Genomic DNA, 21,903 nt, shown 5'->3' with positions numbered 1-21,903 from the left:
AGCTATAGCATTGAATGAGATTCAAGTTTTACTTTGATTTATTAGCGAACTAGCGCATAAGGCCACAAAAAAGGATGGTAGAAACGAATTCCTGCCATCCTTAATGTTATTAATGAAAATCAAAATTTTTATTTGAAACCAATTTCATCTAGACCTTTGTGGCTGATGTTAATAGCTTCAATAGGCGTGTGGTTAAAGGTCATGTCTTGTTCAACCATATAGTATTCCATGCCAGACTGCTCTTTTTTGGCAAGAATTCTACCAAAATCAATAGTACCTTCACCGACAGGAGCAAATTTTCCTTCTTTGTCCATGTCTTTCACGTGCCATAGTTTAAAACGACCGGGGTACTCTTCAAAATAAGCTACCGGATCAGCACCTGCTTTGGTTACCCAAAAAAGATCCATTTGGAAATTGACATATTTTGCATCTGTGTTTTCAAGGAAATATTTAATTGGTACAACACCATTTTCGTTTTCTTTGAATTCGAAGTCGTGATTGTGATATAGCAATTGTAATCCGGCATCAGCACATTTCTTACCTACTGTGTTTAAAAAATTAACCATGAAGTCCATATCTGGATCCATGCCCATAGTTTGGGTTTCGTTATTGTATTTGAAATGCCCCATTGGAGGGACTGGAATTACAAAATACTTAAAGCCTGCCGCTTTAACATCTGCAATTTCTTTGTCAGCGTTGTCTAAGGTTGCACTTCCCTGGTGAGAACTTATCAGTGTCAAACCTTTAGATTCAGCAAGTTTTCTGAAATCTTCTGGAGACATGTTGTAGAACTTCCCGTCATTATATCCTGCAGCTTCGACATATTTATATCCAGCATTAGCTACTTCCTCTAAGGTGCCTGCTACATCTTTGCCCATATCATCTCGTAAGGTGTAGAGTGCAAGTCCTCCGAATTGTTCTTGGGTTGTTTCTGTTACTTTCTCAGCAACAGGGGTAACCTCTTCTGTTTTTTTTTCTGTTTTTTCCTTACAGGAAGCAACTGTTGCAATGGCCAACACCATGGTGATGGCCGCAAAATTTTTAAGAATTATTTTTTTCATGTTGAAAATTGGATAATAGTTAGTATTTCCAAAAATAGGGAAATTGACGGATACAAAAGTAATGGTGGGACAATTAATTTGCGGTATGTAGAACTAAGCTGAGTATTTTGGAGAATCCACACTATATATTTCAATGCATAAGCGAGCCTTTATACTTGTGAACATTTCGAGTGTATTAATGTTGAAAAAATACTCGCGATAAGGCTTTCGAATTTCTTATTAAATAGTATTTTTGCGCATGCAAAACAACGTACTCATTTTAGACTTCGGTTCGCAGTTTACGCAACTCATCGCAAGACGCGTTAGAGAACTTAATATCTTCTGCGAAATTTATCCATTCAACAATCCTCCAAAAGACATATCACAATACAAAGCAGTGATTCTATCTGGCAGCCCATTTTCAGTGCGTTCAGAAGATGCGCCACATCCTGATTTGTCACAAATTAGAGGAGTATTACCAACCTTGGCCGTTTGTTATGGAGCACAATATATCGCTCATTTTAGCGGGGGAGAAGTAGCACCTTCCGATACTCGAGAGTACGGACGTGCAAAACTTTCCTTTATTGCAGAAAATGAAGTTTTCTTTAAAAATATAAATACGGGTAGCCAAGTTTGGATGAGTCATAGTGATTCAATTAAAAAATTGCCTGAGAATGGTGTGAAATTGGCAAGTACTGAAGATGTTCAGTTTGCTGCCTATAAAATAGAAGGAGAGCCTACCTATGCCATTCAATTCCACCCTGAAGTATACCATACTATAGATGGTAAGCAACTCTTAGAAAATTTCTTAGTTAAGATCGCTGGTGTTGCTCAGAATTGGACTCCTGATAACTTTGTTGACATGACTGTGGCAGAGTTGAAAGAAAAAGTGGGAGACGATAAGGTAGTTCTAGGACTATCCGGTGGCGTAGATTCCACTGTTGCTGCCGTGCTACTAAACAAAGCAATTGGCAAGAACTTGTACTGTATTTTTGTGAATAATGGATTGTTGCGCAAAAATGAATTCGAGAGTGTTTTGAAGCAGTACGAAGGTATGGGGCTTAATGTTAAAGGTGTTGATGCTTCTGAACGATTTTTAAAAGCATTGGAAGGCGAATCAGATCCTGAACTTAAGCGTAAAGCCATCGGAAGGGTGTTTATTGAAGTTTTTGATGATGAGGCCCATGAGATTACCGATGTTGAATGGCTAGGACAAGGAACTATTTATCCTGATGTAATAGAGTCTATTTCTGTAAATGGTCCTTCAGCAACAATTAAAAGCCATCATAATGTGGGAGGTCTTCCGGACTACATGAAATTACAGATCGTCGAGCCTTTGAGAATGCTGTTTAAAGATGAAGTTCGTCGTGTTGGTGCCTCTATGGGGATTGATCCAGAATTATTAGGTAGACATCCATTCCCAGGTCCAGGACTCGCTATTCGTATCCTAGGAGATATCACCGCAGAAAAAGTACGTATATTGCAAGAGGTTGATGCCATTTTTATTAATGGACTCAAAAACGCTGGACTTTATGATAAAGTTTGGCAAGCAGGCGCCATATTACTACCTGTGAATTCCGTTGGTGTAATGGGAGATGAGCGCACCTATGAAAAATGTGTAGCTTTAAGAGCGGTAGAGAGTACTGATGGAATGACTGCAGATTGGGTGAATTTACCTTATGAGTTTTTACAAAAGATATCAAATGATATAATAAATAAGGTAAAAGGCGTTAATAGAGTAGTATACGATATTAGCTCCAAGCCACCTGCAACTATAGAGTGGGAGTAATAACAAAAACATTTGTACTTTTGGATTTCCATGCTGTGACACCACGGTTGTTAATACAAAATTGAAACCAATTTTTATGAATATCAATAAAATAGTCTTTGTCTTGTTGTTTTTTAGTTGCGTAAGTCTAAATGCGCAAAAGTATGAAACACATGCAGTTAAACAAGGTGAAACCCTGGAGAGTATTGCCAAACATTATAGAGTAACACCCTATTCTATTTTAAGTTTAAATCCAGAGGTAAAAGACGGGGTAAAGGCGAACACTATTCTTATTGTTCCACTTGCAGAGCAAGAGGCAGCGACTACTGGACCAGGTGAACAGGTGCAACCTGGTGAGGTGACACGCTTTATTACCCATAAGGTAAGACGTAAAGAAACGCTTTACGGAATCTCTAAACAGTACAATGTCAGTGTAGAGGATATTAAACGTTACAATAAAGAATTATACAGTCAGCAATTAGACAACAATCAAAAGATTAGAATACCAGTTTACGCCTCGACAGGAGTTGTTAGTGGTGAATTGGATAGATCTGACCTGCTTCCCTATATAGTTTCTCCTAAAGAAGGCCCCTGGAGAATTGCCTACGAACACGGGATTACGGTAGATTCTTTAAAGGTATTGAATCCAGGAATGCAGGAGGTCTTAAGCCCAGGTGATACACTTTGGGTGCCGTTTGTAGCTGGAAACGAAAAAACACCGGTTCAAATTGAGCAGTACAACTATTACACAGTATTACCTAAAGAGGGCTTTTATAGACTCAAGGTCAAACTTGGGGTCACACAAGAGGAGATCGAAAGTTTAAATCCTGAGGTTAGAGAAGGTGGTCTTCAAGTAGGAATGGTATTAAAATTACCTAAGGAGAAAACGGGTGAGATGGCTGTTAATAATGGTCAATTGGTAGAACGTTTTTCTTTATTGGATAGTTTGAATTACAATCAAACTACAAACCTATCTATGATTCTACCCTTTAAGCTAGATGATCTTGATTTTGAAGATCTCAATAATAGTAAACATAAAATTACCAGAGATCGATTATTGAGTATTTCGCTTGACTTCTATACCGGAGCTTTGATGGCCATTGACTCAGCGAAACAATTAGGACTTAGCGTGAATTTGAATGTATTTGACAGTAAGGCGGATGTTAGTCGCGTTAATCAAATCGCAACCAGCGGAGATTTATTGGGTTCAGATGCTATTATAGGTCCAATATTACCTGTAGGGTTTAATAAGTTGACAACCTATTTGGGAGCATCCCAAATTCCGATATTCTCCCCTTTTTCAAACAAGGGCATTACTTTGGGGCCAAATGTATACCAAACACTTCCTCCGGATCATTTGTTAAGGGAGCGTATGTATGCCTATTTGAGAGATTATGGCATTAATAAAAATGTAATTATTATCGCAGATCTCGAAAATGCTGGGATTAAAGCGAAGCTTAAAACCATATTCCCGGGTGCGAAAATTATAAATCCAATAAAAGACAAATTTATTCGCTTGGATGAGATCAACCCATTTCTTTCTTCAGATAAACAAAACTGGGTGATTGTTGAGACCAATAGCATACCATTACTAACTAATATTACAGGCGTTGTGAATTCTGCAAAGAATCAGGACCACGATATCGTGTTGCTAAGTACTTTTAGAGGTAGTGCCTATGACAGTGGTAATATATCAAACATGCACTTATCCAACCTTCATTTTCATTTTCCATCTATGGATAAAATGTCCAATTTTGAGGGTGAGTTTAGTTTGGCTTATGAAAAGAAATTTGGGATCACTCCTAATAGATATGCCACAAGAGGTTTTGATTTAACCATGGATGTCATCCTTAGACTTTCCTATAATAAGGATCTCGGTATTGTAGCTTCAAAGGTTAGTGAAACAGAATACTTAGAAAATAAATTTGACTATGTTCATGCACCAGAAGGCGGATATTATAACCAAGCGGTGTACATCGTTAAATATGAGAATTTAGAAATTAAAGATGCAGAAAAAAATGTCGACCTCGATAGTGACTTACTTGGGAGCACTCAGAACTAAATGTGTTCACATTAAAAGCGGAAATTCCTTCATTACAGATGCGCCAGTTGATAACAACGGAAAAGGAGAAGCATTTTCTCCAACAGATACCGTTGCCACTGCTTTGGCTAGTTGTATGATGACAATTATGGGTATTAAAGCTAAAGATTTAGATGTTGAACTTACAGATACTACAGCAACAGTAACTAAAGTTATGGATACTAATCCAAGAAGAATCTCAGAAATTAAAGTGATTTTCGACTTCCCAAGTGTTGCAGAAAAAAAGCATAGAAAAATACTAGAAAACGCCGCCTTAACCTGTCCTGTGTATTACAGTTTACATCCCGAAATAAAAAAGGACATCCAATTCAATTGGAGATAATACAGAGGCCATAATTTAGAAGTCCTGCCATAACAGTAGTTGTTTTTCACTAGGTTTGGTATTATAAATCACTAAACGGTACTGTAGTATTGTTGGTGATTCCTTGGACATAGAAACCGGTTCCGCCCCGGGATAAACTGCGTTTTGCATACTGTTTTTTAAGCGCAATATCCAAGAGTTGTTTGGTTTGGGATTTGATGTACTACTTACCAAGAGGACTCCTAATTCTTGAGCAGGACTTATGCGATTGTTAAATTGCATTCCACGACCCGCTTGAATAGCTTGGTTTTGTGGTTCTATGTTTTTGTTGTCCGATATGAATTCGATCTCCGAAGGCAGTTTAAATCGAGCAGAAAACCCACCGTAGCCTTTGATGTCATTTGACCCTCCTAGTTGCACTCCATCAACCAAGGCTTGTAAAGCGATCTTAAAGTCGATGATCCTATAGGTGTCTGTAGCGGGATGCACTGTGATTTGCGTGTTTTCCTTAATAAACGGGATTTGATTTCCTTCAATGACAAAGTCCGGGGAATTCCAAAGTGTCATGATATGAAGTTGTAATTTATCTTGGAGTTTTACGGAGCTAAGCTTTTGGACATCCCAAGTAAAATCTTTACATTCCCAGGAATCACCCATTGGCTTTCCTGAGACGAGAACTTGATGCCAGGCCCAAAATATGCCTCTATGGTGTTTGTGGTCCTCAGGGAAGTCTTCCGTAATGATATTTCCCTCTAGATCATATAGTGGATGGATGTAGTTGGCACGAGGGTAGTGACCATCGAGGGTTTTGGTTTCTTTCTGATAAAACAACACCTTTTGGTCTCCTTCTGATATTAAGACTCCTTGTGGAGTGTTTTTGGAATGGAGTTCTTGTGCCATCCCGTTAAAAGAAAGTAGCGAAATGAAAATTCCTATGGTTGTGGCCTTCATTTGTTTTTGGTTTAATTTATTGTAGGGATTCTAAGTTAAACTTTTCCTATAATTTGAGAAGTATATCTGGAAAAGAAATTACGGATACTTATCTTTAAGGCTTTCCGAGTATATGCTACTATTGGATTTTGATTACTTTTGAGAAGTTTGTTGAACTTTAGAAGTTGCGACTGTAAAATAATGCCAAACTTACGGTAAGTTCTCATCCGAGTAAACGACTTAAAACGATAAAATTAAAAACTCTGCGCGTCAGCAAAGGGAGCTATTTTAAAACATACTATGCCGACATCCTTTTTATCTCTTAAAGAAACCAATTATTTTTCAAAACTAATATGTGACTACCTTGATGAAAAACAAGAGTTAAGACCCTTTTATAATCGGTTTCCGCATCTTGAAAATTTTGGAGAACAACTCAAGGAGAAGAAAGCTTCTTTTAGTCAAGAAAATAGAACAGTGTTAAAGAATGTACTACAAGCGCAGTACCAAGACATTGAAACATCAAAAAAAACGGCTGATAATATTATAACGCTGGAAGACGCAAATACATTTACAGTGGTTACCGGTCATCAGTTAAACCTATTTACTGGGCCACTATATTTTTTATACAAAATAACTTCCACCATAAACCTTTGCAAACAATTGGCCAAGGAATACCCCGACAATACTTTTGTTCCGGTATATTGGATGGCTACCGAGGATCATGATTTTGAAGAGATTAATTTCTTTAACTTTAACGGTAAGAAATTTCAATGGCAGGGGCCTGGAACTGCTGAACAAGGGGGCGCTGTAGGTGTATATCCAACCCAAGGCTTGGATTCTGTGTTAGCACTTTTTGAATCAGAACTAGGAAAGGGGGTTCAGGCGCAAGCACTATCCGAATTATTCCGCAAGGCGTATATCAAACATGATAATTTAACTGATGCTACTCGTTATTTGGCCAATGAATTATTCTCTGACCAAGGATTGGTTATTATAGATGCTGCTGCTATTGAATTAAAGCGGCTATTTATTCCACAGATGAGACGGGAGCTCTTTGAACCCACCTCTCAAACCACTGTTGAAAAAACCATTTCTGAATTAAACCAGGTCGATTCTTCCTATAAGATACAGGTGAATCCCAGAGCCATAAATTTATTTTACCTGGAGAAAGGGATTCGCGAACGCATCATAGAAACTCCTTCGGGTTATGAGGTCAACAATACAGAAATCAGCTGGAGTCAACAAGAATTAGAGGAACATCTTAACAATTGTCCTGATCGATTTTCTCCAAATGTTATGACGCGACCTTTATACCAAGAGGTTATTTTACCAAACCTATGTTATATTGGTGGCGGTGGAGAATTGGCGTATTGGTTGGAGCTTAAACGGTTTTTCAACTTTCAAGAGGTACCATTTCCAATATTATTACTCCGAAATTCTGCTTTAATTATTTCTGAAAAACAATCCACTAAACTTGAGAAGTTGAACATTAGTGACAGGCAGCTTTTCTTAGACAAGAATTCCTTTATAAACAGTAAGATTCGGGAGATCAGTAATATCGATATCAACTTTAGTGCACAAAAAAAGCATCTAGAAGAGCAATTCAAATCAATGTATCAGATTGCTGAGCAGACTGATAAAACTTTTTTAGGAGCCGTTAAAGCTCAGGAAGTGAAGCAACTAAAAGGACTTGACCATCTAGAAAAACGTCTATTAAAAGCGCAAAAGAAAAAACTTTCAGATCAGGTGTCTCGCTTAGTAGCACTGCAAAATGAATTATTTCCAAACGGATCTCTGCAAGAGCGAAGCGATAATTTTGCAAACATTTATTTGCATTATGGGCCTTCATTTATCAAACGTTTATTAGAGGATCTGGATCCCTTACATGCTGAGTTTGTAGTGATAAGGATTTGATACATCTTAATTTTATTTCATAGTTCTATAGTTACTCCATTTGAGTACGCATTTTAGAGGTCCAAATTTCACCTTTGATATCCCATCAGTAGAATCTCTATTTTACGGAAGCTTTGTATTTATTGGGCGTAATAACGGATCAAAATTATACCTTTGTGGAAAATAAGATTTATGTACGATATTGACATGGAAAGCGTAGAAATGACACTTGATGTCATGAAATACGTTTTGAATAGAATTACTTCAGTATCTCCTGAGTTGGGGCATCCTAAATCGGAAGAAGAGCTAAGGGCCTTAGTTGGTGAAACTATTACAGAAAAAGGAATAGGAGGGGAGAAGGCTTTTCAATTATTTAAAGATGTATTGATTAAGGCGACTGTCCCTGTAGATCATCCTAGGCATTTGGCATTCGTTCCTGCATCACCAACGAGAGCTTCAATTATGTTTGATTTGGTAACTTCTGCCTCTAGTATCCACGGAGCCTATTGGATGGAAGGAGCAGGGGGGATATTCTGTGAGATGGAGGCCATGAAATGGTTGGTATCTATAGCGGGTCTTCCAGAGGGCGCTTTTGGTGTGTTTACCAGTGGTGGTACCGCTGCCAATCTATCTGCAATGGTAACTGCTCGTGAAAATTGGAGGAAAGACCCTAAGCATATAGGTCAAAAAGGTTTGATGATTACTTCCATTGGAGCCCATTCATCAATTAAATCAATGGCCAAAGTTATCGATGCAGATGTATTGTTGGTAGAAACAGAAGATCGAATGAGCCGTGGAGCGCTTAAAGAAACTATAGAGAGCCTAACGGAAGCGCAAAGAAACCGTCTTTTTGCTGTTGTGGCAACGGGTGGAACAACAAATGCTGGGATCATTGATGACCTAGATGGTATAGCTACAATCTGTGCGCAGGAGAACTTATGGTTTCATGTGGATGCCGCATATGGTGGAGGTGCTTTAGCTGCAGATTCCGTACGACATCTGTTTCATGGAATTGAAAGAGCGGATAGTATAACGATAGATCCGCACAAGTGGCTCTTTTCACCTTACGATTGTGGAGCCATTTTATATAAGAATCCTGAATTGGCCAAAGAAGCACATTCTCAAGAAGGCTCTTATTTAGAAATCTTTAAAGATCCGGGAGCTCATGGTTTTAATCCATCAGATTATCAAATACAATTAACGCGTAGAGTTCGAGGTTTGCCGCTTTGGTTCTCCTTGGCCATGCATGGTACCGATAAATATAAATCCTCAGTGGAACAGGGCATAAGTCTGGCACTGCTGGCAGGAAAGTTGATCACCGAAAACCCAACTGTTGAATTGGTTCGCGAACCTAGTTTATCTTGTGTGCTTTTTAGAAGAAAGGGATGGACACCTGATGATTATCGTAACTGGACTTATAAAAACCATAAGGAAGGATTTGCGCTTGTTACGCCCACCAAGTGGAGGACAGGAGATGATTTTGAAACTGTAGCAAGATTCTGCTTTATAAATCCTGATACCACCAAGGAGGATATATTGGCCATTCTCAACTCTATGAGCTAAGATGAGTACTTTTGAAAATAGAGCGTTTCTGATACAATTGGCCAAGGCTAAAATGCCTTATGGAAAGTATAAGGATTACTATTTGGTGGATATTCCAGAATTTTATTATGTGTGGTATAGGCAAAAAGGATTCCCAAAAGGGAAATTAGGACAACAGTTAGAGGCTATGTACGAGATCAAAGTCAATGGCCTTGAGAATCTGATTCGGAATATCAGAAATCAAATGCGCTGACTTTTAGGCAAAATCAAATCCCTTTAAAAGAGTTTATTTAATTCTTATTTGTATTTTTGCCGCGACTATTTCAGTCACCCTTAGTAAAGCATTTAAAATCAATTAAGTAGATATAATGGCAGCTACCAAATACATTTTTGTGACCGGTGGAGTTACTTCTTCATTAGGTAAAGGAATTATTGCAGCATCTTTGGCAAAATTATTACAAGCAAGAGGCTATAAAGCGACAATTCAAAAATTAGATCCTTACATTAATGTAGATCCAGGAACCCTAAATCCCTATGAGCATGGGGAGTGCTATGTGACTGACGATGGAGCTGAAACGGATTTGGATCTTGGACACTACGAACGTTTTTTAAATGTCAACACCTCTCAAGCCAATAATGTTACCACCGGACGTGTATACCAAAGTGTTATAGAAAAGGAGCGTAGAGGCGAGTTTCTGGGAAAAACAGTTCAGGTTGTACCTCATATTACTAATGAAATTAAAGAACGGATTCAGATTCTTGGAAATAGTGGTGAGTACGATATCGTCATCACTGAAATAGGAGGAACGGTAGGTGATATTGAATCTTTACCTTACATAGAGTCCGTTAGACAATTAATGTGGGAGCTCGGAGACAATAACAGTATAGTCATCCACCTTACCCTAGTTCCTTATCTTTCTGCTGCAGGTGAATTAAAAACTAAGCCTACTCAGCATTCTGTAAAGACACTTATGGAAAGTGGAATTAAAGCAGATATTCTTGTTTGTCGTACGGAACACGAACTTTCAAATGATTTGAGGGATAAATTAGCTTTGTTTTGTAATGTAAAACGAGAGGCTGTTATTCAGTCTATTGATGCCTCTACGATTTATGATGTTCCAAATTTTATGTTGGAAGAAGGGTTGGATACTGTAGTTTTGAAAAAATTGAATCTTGAGGAAAAATCTCACCCGGATTTAGTACGTTGGAATCAGTTCCTTGACCGTCATAAGAATCCTAAACATGAAGTACATATTGGATTGGTTGGAAAGTATGTAGAGCTACAAGATAGTTATAAATCTATTCTTGAGTCTTTCATACATGCAGGAGCAGAGAACGAGGTCAAAGTTAAGGTTGAATATATACATTCAGAACACATAACACCAGAGATCCTTAAAAACAAAATCGCCAACCTAGATGGAGTTCTTGTGGCTCCAGGATTCGGCGAAAGAGGAATCGAAGGTAAAATTGAAGTTATAGAATATGCACGAATCAATAAGATCCCTTTCCTAGGAATCTGTTTGGGAATGCAAATGGCAGTTATTGAATTTGCTAGAAATGTACTTCAGCTTAAAGACGCTAATTCTACGGAAATGAATCCGAATACCTCTAATCCGGTTATTGACCTTATGGAAGAACAAAAGGACATTACCCATATGGGAGGGACAATGAGACTTGGTGCTTGGGATTGTACTATAGAAGAAGGATCTTTGGCTTACCAAATTTATGGATCAACACTTATTTCAGAGAGGCATAGACATCGCTATGAGTTCAATGACACCTATAAAGAGCAAATTGAAGCTGCAGGTTTAAAGGCTACAGGTGTAAATCCAGAAACGGGTCTTGTAGAGATAGTTGAACTCCCAGGACATCCTTGGTTTGTTGGAGTGCAATATCATCCGGAATATAAAAGTACGGTTGCAAGCCCACATCCATTATTCGTAGCTTTTGTAAAAGCGACCTTGGACTATAAAAATAGTAAGTAAAAATAAATGTCACTTTGACAGACAACAAGCATTTGGACACATCTTTGCGTACACTAGAGGCGGAGTATACCAAATGAAAAAAATTAATGACTAGATTACATGGAAGAAAAAAAGATTGACCTAAACTCTATTATTGGTTTTGTGCTTATAGGTGTAATACTTATATGGATATTGTATAACAATACTCCGACAGATCAAGAGATTCAGGCAGAAAAAGCTAGGCAAGAACAAGTGCAGGTGCAGGATGAGGCTAGTAAAAACAATGTATTGATAGAGCAAACCCAAGGAGTGAATCTGCAAGACTCTACTGCTCTTGCTGCATATAAAGGTAGTTTGGGGTCTTTTGCCTACTCGGCAACTTTACCATCTGCTACAGATAATGTGACCACATTTGAAAATGATAAGGTACGTTTTAAAGTAAGCAATAAAGGAGGCCAAATTGTTGAAGTACTTCTGAAAAACTTTAACCGTTACGATTCGGTTCCGGTTTATCTAGTTGAAAAAGGAAATGCGTCTTTTAATTTGACGTTTTCAACCACCGAGAATAGAACACTCAATACTCAAGATTTATATTTCGAACCAAGCTTGACTAAAAATGGAGACACTCAAGTGCTCTCTATGAAGCTTAAGGCTTCAAATAATCAATATTTGGAATACAGATACGAGTTAAAGCCAGGAGAGTATTTGATGGATTACAGCATCCGTTCTCAAGGTTTATCTGGAGTATTAAACAGTTCTCAGCCAGTACAGCTCAGTTGGAAGCAAAAATCAATTCGCCATAGTCAAAGTATACAGTACGAGAATCGTTACACGCGTTTGACCTTTTTGGAAGATGGTCGTAGCAGCAAGCTATCTCAAGGTGGGGATGATGATGATACAGCCACAAAAGTAAAATGGATTTCCTATAGACAACACTTTTTTAGTTCGATATTGATTAATCCAAATGAATTCTCTGATGTTAGTTTGACCTCTAAGCAATTATTCGAAGATGAATCTGTGGAAGAGAAATTCACGAAACTTTACACCTCTAGCCTTCCTTTGGAAATACAAGCAGGGGAGCTAAATTCACATTTAAAGTGGTATTTCGGTCCAACAGATGCTAGAATTTTCAACGACTATAAAGATCTTCAGCTATCAGATTCCATTCCTTTCGGATGGGGAATATTTGGCTTCATTAACAAGTATATCTTTACCCCAATATTCGGGTTTCTAAGTAATGTTTTCCCTTATGGAATTGCCATTATTATAATGACCATATTGGTTAGAATTGTACTTTCACCAGTGACTTACAAATCATATGTGTCACAAGCTAAAATGAAAGTGCTACGTCCTGAGATTAAGGAAATCAATGATAAGTACAAGGACAATGCAATGAAGCGTCAGCAAGAAACTATGAAGCTATATGGTAAAGCGGGGGTAAGTCCAATGAGTGGATGTGTGCCGGCCTTACTACAACTACCAGTCTTCTACGCATTATTCATGTTCTTCCCTACAGCGATTATGCTAAGGCATAAGTCGTTCCTATGGGCAGATGACCTTTCTTCTTATGATATTGTTTACAAATTCCCTGATGGGTTTTATATACCATTCTATGGAGACCATGTGAGTTTATTCCCAATTTTGGCATCAGTTGCAATTTTCTTTTACATGAAAATGACCACCGGTCAGCAACAGGCTATGCAACAGCCAACGCAAGAGGGAATGCCTGATATGGGTAGCATCATGAAAATTATGATCTATATCTCTCCGCTAATGATGTTATTCTTCTTTAATAATTATGCGAGTGGTCTGAGTTTGTATTACTTCATTTCTAACTTGATTACAATTGTTATTATGCTTGTAATTAAGAACTATATTATTGATGAGGATAAAATACACAACAAGATTCAAGCCAATAAGAAGAAGCCTAAAAAAGAAAATCGTTTCCAACGTAAAATGCGTGAGATGATGGAGCAGGCCGAAACACAGCAGAAGAAAAAGCGATAAGCATACTGATGATGCCTCTTGGCATGATCAATCAACATAAAGTTAAAATAGAAGTGAAAAGACGGGAATCCTAAAATTTCCGTCTTTTCAGGTTTAAAGAACTCTAGTTGCTATTTAGAAGCGCCAACAAATGAAAGGTATCATGCACTAGTTCGACTATAAGTTTCAGGTGAATTTTGTAATTTTGCATCTTATAAACTAAGGAAGATGAAAAGAGTGATCGTCGGTTTATCCGGAGGAGTGGATTCTAGTGTTGCTGCATACCTTTTAAAACAACAAGGGTATGAAGTTATAGGCCTATTTATGAAAAATTGGCATGACGATTCTGTGACCATTTCAAATGAGTGTCCGTGGCTGGAGGACAGCAATGATGCCATGATGGTAGCAGAAAAGTTAGGAATTCCTTTTCAGACAGTGGATTTAAGTGAACAATACAAAGAGCGTATCGTTGATTATATGTTTAACGAATACGAAAGAGGTCGTACGCCTAATCCAGATGTTCTTTGTAACAGAGAGATCAAGTTTGATGTATTCCTTAAAATCGCATTGAGCTTGGGGGCTGATTATGTGGCTACAGGACATTATTGTAGAAAAGAAACCATATCGGTTGAAGGGAAAGAAGTACACCGACTATTGGCCGGTAAAGATCCCAACAAAGATCAATCTTACTTCTTATGTCAACTATCCCAAGAGCAATTAAGTAAAACACTTTTCCCTATTGGAGAACTCATCAAACCTGAGGTTCGAAAAATCGCTCAAGAAAATGAATTAATTACTGCCGATAAAAAAGATTCTCAAGGTTTATGCTTTATTGGTAAGGTTAGACTCCCTGAGTTTTTACAACAAAAACTAAAGCCTAAAGAAGGGCAAATTATAGAGATTGACTCCAGTAGTGTTCTACAGAAAAAGGAGCCACGTGAATTCGATAATAAAATTGACGAACTCGCCTATAATGCGCAAAGACTTACCTATAGCGTAGCTGAGGGTAAGATTGTCGGTAAGCATCAAGGGGCTCATTATTTCACAAAAGGTCAACGTAAAGGTTTGGCAGTGGGTGGTACACCAGAACCATTATTTGTTATTGAAACCGACGTGGACGAAAACATAATCTATACAGGACAGGGTAAAGATCATCCAGGCTTGTTTAGAAAGGCGTTGTTTGTGAGTAATCAAGAACTTCACTGGGTTCGTGAGGATCTGACACTGGCTCCTGATCAACAACTTGAGGTTATGGCACGTATACGTTACCGTCAGCCACTTCAAAAGGCGAGACTATATCAAGTTGAGAGCGGCATGTATGTTGATTTCGATCAACCCCAAAGTGCGATTACTGAAGGACAGTTCGTGGCCTTCTATCTAGGTGAGGAATTGATTGGATCAGGCGTTATCGGCTAAATCAAGTAGCTCTTTTTTTACGGTTATCAGAATGTCCTTAGGTTCAAAATGCTTTCTTATCTTTGAGCTATGGACAATAGAATCACTCAACTTTTTGGTATAAAATATCCGATTGTTCAAGCGGGTATGGTATGGACTAGTGGCTGGAGACTTGCTTCTGCTGCTTCGAATTCCGGGATTTTAGGAATCATTGGAGCAGGATCTATGTATCCTGAAGTTCTAAAGGAGCATGTTATAAAATGTAAGCAAGCCACAAAGGAGCCTTTTGGTGTAAATATTCCATTACTTTATCCAAATATTGAAGAGCTATTAAGAATAGTGATCGACCAAGGGGTGAAAATAGTTTTTACCTCTGCAGGTAATCCTGTTACCTGGACTTCGTTTTTAAAAGCCCATGGTATTACTGTCGTTCACGTAGTCAGTAGCGTTAAGTTCGCTCTAAAGGCTCAACAATCTGGTGTAGATGCTGTAGTTGCAGAAGGATTTGAAGCTGGTGGCCATAATGGGAGGGAAGAAACCACTACAATGAGTTTAATTCCCATGGTGAGTTCTGCAATAGATATTCCGTTGATTGCGGCAGGAGGTATTGCAACTGGTAGAGGTATGCTTGCAGCCATGGTTCTTGGAGCTCAAGGCGTTCAGATAGGAAGTCGATTTGTGGCAAGTGAAGAAGCTTCGGTACATCAAAATTTTAAAGAAATGGTTGTAGCCTCTAAAGAAGGAGATACTAAACTCACCTTAAAAGAACTTACACCAGTTCGGTTGCTTAAAAATAAATTCTTTCATGAAATAGAAGACTTGTATAATCAAGGCGCTTCACGGGAAGCATTAGCTGAACACCTCGGCAGAGCTAGGGCAAAAAAAGGCATGTTTGAAGGTGATCTTGAGGAAGGCGAACTTGAAATCGGTCAAATCAGCGGGCTTATAAATTCTATAAAGCCTACATCAGCTATTGTGGAAGAGATTGTATCAGAATATAAGTATTGTTTACAGAAGATTAGAAACGGTTTTTTTGATTTATATGACCTGGATAATGTTCAGTGAATTTTAAACTAGTCAGGTCTAATTTATATTATGCACAAATACTCGACTTACTTTACGGGACATAATACAACAGTAATTTTGATTGAAGAAATTCCCGACTTTGCTGAACTTCTTATGGACTTGAAAATTTTAGAAAATTACATTAAGATAGCTTGCACGAACACATCATCAGAGGTATTGCTATGAATGATGAGCGATTAAAGCAAATCAATACCAATTTATGAGCTATCGACTGACGATGATATCAAATCCTAATTAACGCAACATTTTTTCCTGACTTCGCCACTTTTTTAACGCCATTTTATAATTGACAAAGGATCATTAAGTTGCGAATTTTGTGCCATCAATTCGGGTGACGCATAGTCGAAGTAAGGAAATTAGATACAAAAAAATAGCTGTTGACTAAAGTGTACAACAGCTATTCTCACCCTCTATAAAATATTGTATTAATTCCTTTTAGAAGCAATATCCATTTTCTTCGATAACCTTGTCTGCCACAGTATTTCTTAGCTCAACAATGTTAGGGAAGTTGGTATACTTGGTATAGCGTTTAAGTCCCATAAGCATCATACGTTGCTCATCTGATTCAGCAAATGATATAATGGCTTCTTTTCCTTTGTTATTTACTTTTTCAACAGCATTAAAAAGATAAAGTTTAGCCATTGCCACTTGATGTTTTTGTGACTCTTCACTAGACCTGTCTACATTTTTCTCTGTTCTAAGAATTGCGGATTCAGCCATATAAATCTGAATTAGAATATCTGAAGCAGCCATTAATATTTGTTGGTGCTCCTCTAAGTCTTGACCGAATTTTTGTACTGCTGATCCCGCAATCATTAAAAATACTTTTTTGAGATTGGCGATGATTTGCTTTTCTTCTGCAAACAAATGAGAATAGTCAGGAGTGTCAAAATCAGGAATTCCCATAAGTTGCTCTTTAACAGCCATAGCTGGACCTAAAAGATCTACATGACCCTTCATTGCCTTTTTGATCAACATGCCCACCGAGAGCATTCTATTGATCTCGTTGGTTCCTTCATAAATTCTTGAAATACGAGCATCCCTCCAAGCAGACTCCATAGGGGTGTCGGCCGAGAAGCCCATACCTCCAAAGATCTGAATTCCTTCATCAGTACAATTTTGACAGTCTTCTGATGCAGCTACTTTTAAAATAGAACATTCGATTGCAAATTCTTCTACACCTTTGAGTTCAGCATCCTGATGGCTTTCTCCGTTGCTTATACGTATAGCAATTCTATCCTCTATATCCTTAGCAGCTCTATATACGGCGGATTCATCGACATAAGCTGCAGTTGACATCTGAGCTATTTTAGCTTTGATAGCTCCAAATTGACTAATTGGAGTCTTAAATTGGATACGTTCATTAGCATACTTGGTAGCAACGCTAATGACACGGCGCTGTGCATCTAAACAAGCTCCAGCCAATTTAATTCTACCAACGTTTAGTGCATTCATCGCGATTTTGAATCCGTTTCCTCGTTCAGACAACATGTTTTGAGCAGGAACCTTAGTTTCATTGAAAAAAACTTGACGGGTAGATGAGGAGTGAATTCCCAGCTTATGCTCTTCTTCTCCGAAGGTAATACCGTTCTCAGGATCGTTCTCTACTATAAAACCAGTAATGTATTTGTCATCTTCTATTCTTGCGAATACAATAAAAAGACTGGCAAACCCCGCATTGGAGATCCACATTTTTTGTCCGCTTATCAAATAGTGTTTACCGTCCTCTGACAATACTGCCTTAGTCTTGCCGCTGTTTGCGTCTGAACCAGCTCCAGGTTCCGTTAAACAGTAAGCTCCAAACCACTCACCGGTAGCCAGTTTTGGAACATATTTTTGTTTTTGCTCCTCTGTACCATACAATAGAATAGGCATCGTACCAATTCCAGTGTGCGCACCGAATGCTGTGGCCAATGATCCAGTGGCACCAGAGATATAGTCACATACTAGCATGGTGGTGATAAAACTCATTCCTAGTCCACCGTACTCTTCGGGGACAGCAGTTCCTAATAACCCAAGTTCTGCTGCTTTTCCCATGATTTCTTCAGTAAAAGCGTAGTCCTTGTTTTCGAATCTATGCTTATTTGGCCATACTTCGCGATCTACAAATTCCTTTACTGCATCACGCATCATTTTTTGTTCTTCCGTAAAATCTTCCGGAGTGAACACATCTGCTGCTCTGGTCTCTTTAACTAAAAATTGACCGCCTCTTATACTTTCTTGTTTAGTTTCCATCACACCTTCTATTTTTTAGTTTAAAAACTCATATACTCCAGCAGCACCCTGCCCAGTTCCTACACACATGGTAACAATACCATATTTATTCTTGCGTCTTCTCATTTCATCAAAAAGCTGAACAGAGAGCTTAGCTCCAGTACATCCAAGTGGATGTCCTAATGCAATAGCTCCGCCATTGACATTCACGATATCTGGATTTAGACCAGTCTCTCTAATCACGGCCACAGATTGCGATGCAAAAGCCTCATTTAGCTCCACCAAATCGATGTCGTTTAATTTTAAACCAGCTTGGTCTACTGCCTTTGGGATGGCTATCATAGGACCTATCCCCATGATTCTAGGAGGTACACCGACAGCAGCAAAAGAAACTAACCTAGCTATAGGCTCTATATTTAGTTCTTTTACCATTTTTTCGCTCATCACTATGGTAAAGGCTGCACCGTCACTCATTTGCGAAGAGTTCCCCGCAGTTACACTTCCGTTCTGGGCAAAAACAGGACGAAGTTTAGCCAGAATTTCTTTGGAGGTATCCGCTCTTGGTCCCTCATCAGTGTCAAAGGTGTATTGTTTTGTTGCTTTTTTACCCGATTTATCGACATATACCTGGTCAATAGTAATCGGAACAATCTGATCTTTAAACTTCCCCTCTTTAATAGCTTTTAATGCCTTCTGATGTGAGTTATAGGAAAACTCATCCTGCTCCTCGCGTGAAACTTTAAATTCATTAGCAACTGCTTCTGCCGTCAGACCCATTCCCCAATAATAATCTTCATGTCCGCTTTTGGCCACCTCATAATTTGGAACTGGTTTGTATCCTCCCATCGGAATGTAGCTCATACTTTCTGCTCCTCCTGCAATGATACAATCAGCCATTCCCGATTGTATTTTGGCCGTTGCTATACTTATGGCTTCTAGACCAGAGGCACAATAACGATTCACTGTTACACCAGGCACCTCTTCGATACCCAATGCCATCAATGAAATCAAACGCCCCATATTTAATCCTTGCTCTGCCTCTGGCATTGCATTTCCAACGATCACATCATCAATTCGCTTGATATCAAGTTGAGGAACTTGTTTCAACAAGTGTTGAATGGTCTCGGCGGCTAATTCATCAGGTCTTTTAAAACGGAGTAAACCTCTAGGTGCTTTTCCGACCGCAGTCCTGTAGGCTTGTACTATATATGCTGTATTTTTCATATTCTTAATTTATTGATTCGAAAATTTAATTTCTAAGTGGTTTACCTGTTTTCAACATATGTTGTATACGCTCCAATGTTTTGCGCTCTGTGCACAAGGATAGAAATGCCTCGCGCTCCAGATCCAACAGATATTGTTCTGTTACCATAGTGGCCTCAGATAGATCACCTCCAGCCATTACATAGGCCAGTTTGTTGGCAATTTTCAAATCGTGATCAGAGATGTAACCACCAGCTTCCATAGCATGTGTACCTACCAAGAACATACCGAGAGCTTGTTTTCCTAAAACCTTAATGTCTTTGCGCTTAACAGGTTGCGTATAACCTGCCTCTGCCATTAGTAAGGCATGTTTCTTCGCCTCTGCGATAAGTCTATCGTTGTTCACCACAACGACATCTTTCCCTTTTTGAAGTATGTTCAAATCAAAAGCTTCGTAAGCAGAGGTTGAAACCTTAGCCATTCCAATATTTAAGAAATGTTCCCGAAGTACATTGAGCTCAACATCATCCTTTCTGAATAAATCAGATGCTCTTAAGGCCATCTCTTTGGATCCACCACCACCAGGGATGACTCCGACACCAAATTCAACTAGTCCAATATAGGTTTCTGCCGCAGCAACCACCTTATCAGCATGTATAGATAATTCACAACCTCCTCCTAATGTCATGCCATGTGGAGCGGCAACCGTTGGGATAGCCGAGTATCGCATCCGCATCATAGTGTCTTGAAATGTCTTAATGGCAAAGTTCAGTTCGTCATATTCTTGTTCTACTGCCATCATAAAGATCATTCCAATATTGGCTCCCACCGAGAAGTTGGCGCCTTGGTTTCCAATAACCAAACCTTGAAAATCTTTCTCAGCAATATCAATGGCCTTGTTTAGCCCTTGAATTACTTCACCTCCAAGAGTATTCATTTTTGAGATAAACTCAACATTCAAAATACCATCACCGAGATCCTCAACGACTACTCCCGGGTTTTTAAACACCTCTTTAGTCTTTCTAATATTATCAAGTATAACAAAGGCGTCTTGTCCAGGTTTTTTAACGTATTGTTTTTTAGGAATATCATAATAATAGGTGGCCCCATCTTTAACTGTGTAGAACGAGGTCGTTCCGCCAGCAACCATTTCGGTAACCCAAGAAGCCACTTTTAGGTTTTCGTTCTTCATGAGTTCAATACCTTTTTCTACACCTATGGAATCCCAAATCTCAAAAGGTCCATGCTGCCATCCAAAACCAGCTTTCATGGCATCGTCAATACGATATAACTCATCTGATATTTCAGGGATGCGATTTTGCACATAGCCAAAAAGAGAGGCAAAGTTTTTTCGGTAAAATTCACCGGCTTTATCTTTACCGCCAACAAGTATAGGGAATCTGTCTGAGACGCGATCTACGGTCTTTGTAAGTTCCAGCGTATCAAAATGTGCCTTTTTACTTTCTTGGTACTCTAGGGTGTCTAAATTGAGTTCTAGAATGCTACTCTTACCACTCTTATCTTTAATCTTCTTGTAAAAACCTTGTCCACTCTTACTACCCAACCATTTGTTGGTCATCATGGTTTCGATGAAGTTTGGCAGCTTGAATAATTCTCTGGCCTGGTCTTCTGGGCAATTTTCATACAAGCCATTGGCAACATGAACGAGGGTGTCTAGACCTACCACGTCAACAGTTCTGAATGTCGCTGATTTTGGACGTCCGATAACAGGGCCGGTTAACTTATCTACCTCAGTAACGCTTAACCCCATCTCTTTTACTTGATGGAATAAGCTCTGTATACCGAAAATACCGATACGGTTTCCGATAAAGGCAGGAGTGTCTTTGGCTAGGACGGTAGTCTTTCCAAGGAATTTTTCTCCGTACTCCATTAAAAAGGAAGTGACCTCACTTTTACAATTAGGACCAGGGACAACTTCAAATAATTTTAAATACCGTGGTGGATTAAAAAAGTGGGTTACAGCAAAATGTTTCTGAAAATCTTCACTTCTTCCTTCGTTCATAAAATGAATAGGAATACCTGAGGTATTGGAAGTGATTAATGTTCCTGGAGTTCGGTGTTTCTCGATTGTCTCGAAAACCGACTTTTTGATATCTAATCTTTCAATAACTACCTCAATAATCCAATCTACATCTTTTATCTTTGAAATATCATCTTCGAGATTTCCAGTAGAAATCCGATCAGCAAATTTTTTGTTGTAAATAGGAGAGGGGTTGGATTTTAATGCCGCTTGAAGGTTTTCGTTTACCAAACGATTTCTTACCGCGTTATCCTCCATAGAAAGGCCTTTGGTCTTCTCTTTGTCGTTAAGCTCTCTTGGCAGAATGTCTAACAATAAAACTTCCACACCAATATTGGCAAAATGACAAGCAATTCCGCTCCCCATAATTCCTGAGCCGATAACCGCTACTTTTTTAATATGTCTTTTCATTTTGTGTTTGGTTTTTTTAATTTTTTCA

At 38.7% G+C, this 21,903-nt stretch carries 15 protein-coding genes; 10 read left to right on the top strand and 5 right to left on the bottom strand.

Translation table 11 applies throughout. The features are described from left to right. Window positions 1-128 precede the first annotated feature (128 nt). Window positions 129-1,061: a sugar phosphate isomerase/epimerase family protein gene (locus tag ACN0TV_RS10745; RefSeq protein WP_417362901.1), complete on the bottom strand. Its 933-nt coding sequence runs from the start codon at window positions 1,059-1,061 to the stop codon at window positions 129-131. A gap of 238 nt (window positions 1,062-1,299) precedes the next feature. Between ACN0TV_RS10745 and guaA the strand changes: the two genes are divergently transcribed. From guaA to ACN0TV_RS10730, 3 genes are all read left to right on the top strand, one after another. Beyond that, window positions 1,300-2,829 carry a glutamine-hydrolyzing GMP synthase gene (guaA, locus tag ACN0TV_RS10740; protein WP_417362899.1) on the top strand — a complete coding sequence of 510 codons (1,530 nt, stop codon included), beginning with the start codon at window positions 1,300-1,302 and terminating at the stop codon, window positions 2,827-2,829. A gap of 76 nt (window positions 2,830-2,905) precedes the next feature. Continuing rightward, window positions 2,906-4,870 carry a LysM peptidoglycan-binding domain-containing protein gene (locus ACN0TV_RS10735; RefSeq protein ID WP_417362897.1) on the top strand — a complete coding sequence of 655 codons (1,965 nt, stop codon included), beginning with the start codon at window positions 2,906-2,908 and terminating at the stop codon, window positions 4,868-4,870. After that, window positions 4,827-5,231: an OsmC family protein gene (locus tag ACN0TV_RS10730; protein WP_417362895.1), complete on the top strand. Its 405-nt coding sequence runs from the start codon at window positions 4,827-4,829 to the stop codon at window positions 5,229-5,231. Before ACN0TV_RS10735 ends, ACN0TV_RS10730 begins: the two co-directional genes overlap by 44 nt. A 15-nt stretch (window positions 5,232-5,246) precedes the next feature. On the opposite strand, the gene ACN0TV_RS10725 is transcribed toward ACN0TV_RS10730, so the two are convergent. Beyond that, window positions 5,247-6,161 (bottom strand): DUF6807 family protein, encoded by a 915-nt coding sequence (locus ACN0TV_RS10725; protein ID WP_417362893.1) that lies wholly within the window; start codon window positions 6,159-6,161, stop codon window positions 5,247-5,249. Between the two features lie 279 nt (window positions 6,162-6,440). Between ACN0TV_RS10725 and bshC the strand changes: the two genes are divergently transcribed. The 7 genes from bshC to ACN0TV_RS10690 all read left to right on the top strand — a co-directional run bounded on the left by bshC (window position 6,441) and on the right by ACN0TV_RS10690 (window position 15,985). Further along, a complete protein-coding gene (bshC, locus tag ACN0TV_RS10720; protein ID WP_417362891.1) occupies window positions 6,441-8,054 on the top strand; it encodes a bacillithiol biosynthesis cysteine-adding enzyme BshC in 1,614 nt (537 codons plus the stop codon). Window positions 8,055-8,225: 171 nt separating this feature from the next. Further along, window positions 8,226-9,596 (top strand): pyridoxal phosphate-dependent decarboxylase family protein, encoded by a 1,371-nt coding sequence (locus tag ACN0TV_RS10715; protein WP_417362889.1) that lies wholly within the window; start codon window positions 8,226-8,228, stop codon window positions 9,594-9,596. A gap of 1 nt (window position 9,597) precedes the next feature. Then, complete coding sequence (locus tag ACN0TV_RS10710) at window positions 9,598-9,828, top strand: DUF3820 family protein (protein WP_417362887.1); 231 nt, start codon at window positions 9,598-9,600, stop codon at window positions 9,826-9,828. 115 nt (window positions 9,829-9,943) lie between these two features. Continuing rightward, window positions 9,944-11,560 carry a CTP synthase gene (locus tag ACN0TV_RS10705; RefSeq protein ID WP_417362885.1) on the top strand — a complete coding sequence of 539 codons (1,617 nt, stop codon included), beginning with the start codon at window positions 9,944-9,946 and terminating at the stop codon, window positions 11,558-11,560. A gap of 99 nt (window positions 11,561-11,659) precedes the next feature. Further along, window positions 11,660-13,546, top strand: coding sequence for a membrane protein insertase YidC (gene yidC / locus ACN0TV_RS10700; protein WP_417362883.1), 1,887 nt, complete (start codon window positions 11,660-11,662; stop codon window positions 13,544-13,546). Between the two features lie 207 nt (window positions 13,547-13,753). Further along, window positions 13,754-14,941, top strand: coding sequence for a tRNA 2-thiouridine(34) synthase MnmA (gene mnmA / locus ACN0TV_RS10695; protein WP_417362881.1), 1,188 nt, complete (start codon window positions 13,754-13,756; stop codon window positions 14,939-14,941). A 69-nt stretch (window positions 14,942-15,010) separates the two neighbouring features. Next, window positions 15,011-15,985 (top strand): NAD(P)H-dependent flavin oxidoreductase, encoded by a 975-nt coding sequence (locus tag ACN0TV_RS10690; protein WP_417362879.1) that lies wholly within the window; start codon window positions 15,011-15,013, stop codon window positions 15,983-15,985. Window positions 15,986-16,441: 456 nt separating this feature from the next. On the opposite strand, the gene ACN0TV_RS10685 is transcribed toward ACN0TV_RS10690, so the two are convergent. From ACN0TV_RS10685 to ACN0TV_RS10675, 3 genes are read right to left on the bottom strand one after another with little or no spacing between them, the layout of a single operon-like run. After that, the gene (locus ACN0TV_RS10685) at window positions 16,442-18,241 is read right to left on the bottom strand and encodes an acyl-CoA dehydrogenase family protein (RefSeq protein ID WP_417362877.1); all 1,800 of its coding nucleotides are present in this window, start codon (window positions 18,239-18,241) and stop codon (window positions 16,442-16,444) included. Window positions 18,242-18,256: 15 nt separating this feature from the next. Further along, window positions 18,257-19,444, bottom strand: coding sequence for an acetyl-CoA C-acyltransferase (locus ACN0TV_RS10680; protein WP_417362875.1), 1,188 nt, complete (start codon window positions 19,442-19,444; stop codon window positions 18,257-18,259). A gap of 25 nt (window positions 19,445-19,469) precedes the next feature. Further along, window positions 19,470-21,875 carry a 3-hydroxyacyl-CoA dehydrogenase/enoyl-CoA hydratase family protein gene (locus ACN0TV_RS10675; protein WP_417362873.1) on the bottom strand — a complete coding sequence of 802 codons (2,406 nt, stop codon included), beginning with the start codon at window positions 21,873-21,875 and terminating at the stop codon, window positions 19,470-19,472. Window positions 21,876-21,903 lie beyond the last annotated feature (28 nt).

The organism is Galbibacter sp. (assembly GCF_048266365.1).
Lineage (GTDB): Bacteria > Bacteroidota > Bacteroidia > Flavobacteriales > Flavobacteriaceae > Galbibacter.
This window is presented reverse-complemented; position numbering and strand designations above follow the sequence as displayed.

What these genes read in the sequence shown, in the direction of transcription:
- ACN0TV_RS10680 (WP_417362875.1), bottom strand. Translation starts at nt 19,444, where the DNA reads ATGAAAAATACAGCATATATAGTACAAGCCTACAGGACTGCGGTCGGA.
- yidC (WP_417362883.1), top strand. Translation starts at nt 11,660, where the DNA reads ATGGAAGAAAAAAAGATTGACCTAAACTCTATTATTGGTTTTGTGCTT.
- ACN0TV_RS10735 (WP_417362897.1), top strand. Translation starts at nt 2,906, where the DNA reads ATGAATATCAATAAAATAGTCTTTGTCTTGTTGTTTTTTAGTTGCGTA.
- ACN0TV_RS10675 (WP_417362873.1), bottom strand. Translation starts at nt 21,875, where the DNA reads ATGAAAAGACATATTAAAAAAGTAGCGGTTATCGGCTCAGGAATTATG.
- ACN0TV_RS10745 (WP_417362901.1), bottom strand. Translation starts at nt 1,061, where the DNA reads ATGAAAAAAATAATTCTTAAAAATTTTGCGGCCATCACCATGGTGTTG.
- mnmA (WP_417362881.1), top strand. Translation starts at nt 13,754, where the DNA reads ATGAAAAGAGTGATCGTCGGTTTATCCGGAGGAGTGGATTCTAGTGTT.
- ACN0TV_RS10725 (WP_417362893.1), bottom strand. Translation starts at nt 6,161, where the DNA reads ATGAAGGCCACAACCATAGGAATTTTCATTTCGCTACTTTCTTTTAAC.
- ACN0TV_RS10705 (WP_417362885.1), top strand. Translation starts at nt 9,944, where the DNA reads ATGGCAGCTACCAAATACATTTTTGTGACCGGTGGAGTTACTTCTTCA.
- guaA (WP_417362899.1), top strand. Translation starts at nt 1,300, where the DNA reads ATGCAAAACAACGTACTCATTTTAGACTTCGGTTCGCAGTTTACGCAA.
- bshC (WP_417362891.1), top strand. Translation starts at nt 6,441, where the DNA reads ATGCCGACATCCTTTTTATCTCTTAAAGAAACCAATTATTTTTCAAAA.
- ACN0TV_RS10710 (WP_417362887.1), top strand. Translation starts at nt 9,598, where the DNA reads ATGAGTACTTTTGAAAATAGAGCGTTTCTGATACAATTGGCCAAGGCT.
- ACN0TV_RS10685 (WP_417362877.1), bottom strand. Translation starts at nt 18,241, where the DNA reads ATGGAAACTAAACAAGAAAGTATAAGAGGCGGTCAATTTTTAGTTAAA.
- ACN0TV_RS10730 (WP_417362895.1), top strand. Translation starts at nt 4,827, where the DNA reads ATGTCGACCTCGATAGTGACTTACTTGGGAGCACTCAGAACTAAATGT.
- ACN0TV_RS10690 (WP_417362879.1), top strand. Translation starts at nt 15,011, where the DNA reads ATGGACAATAGAATCACTCAACTTTTTGGTATAAAATATCCGATTGTT.
- ACN0TV_RS10715 (WP_417362889.1), top strand. Translation starts at nt 8,226, where the DNA reads ATGTACGATATTGACATGGAAAGCGTAGAAATGACACTTGATGTCATG.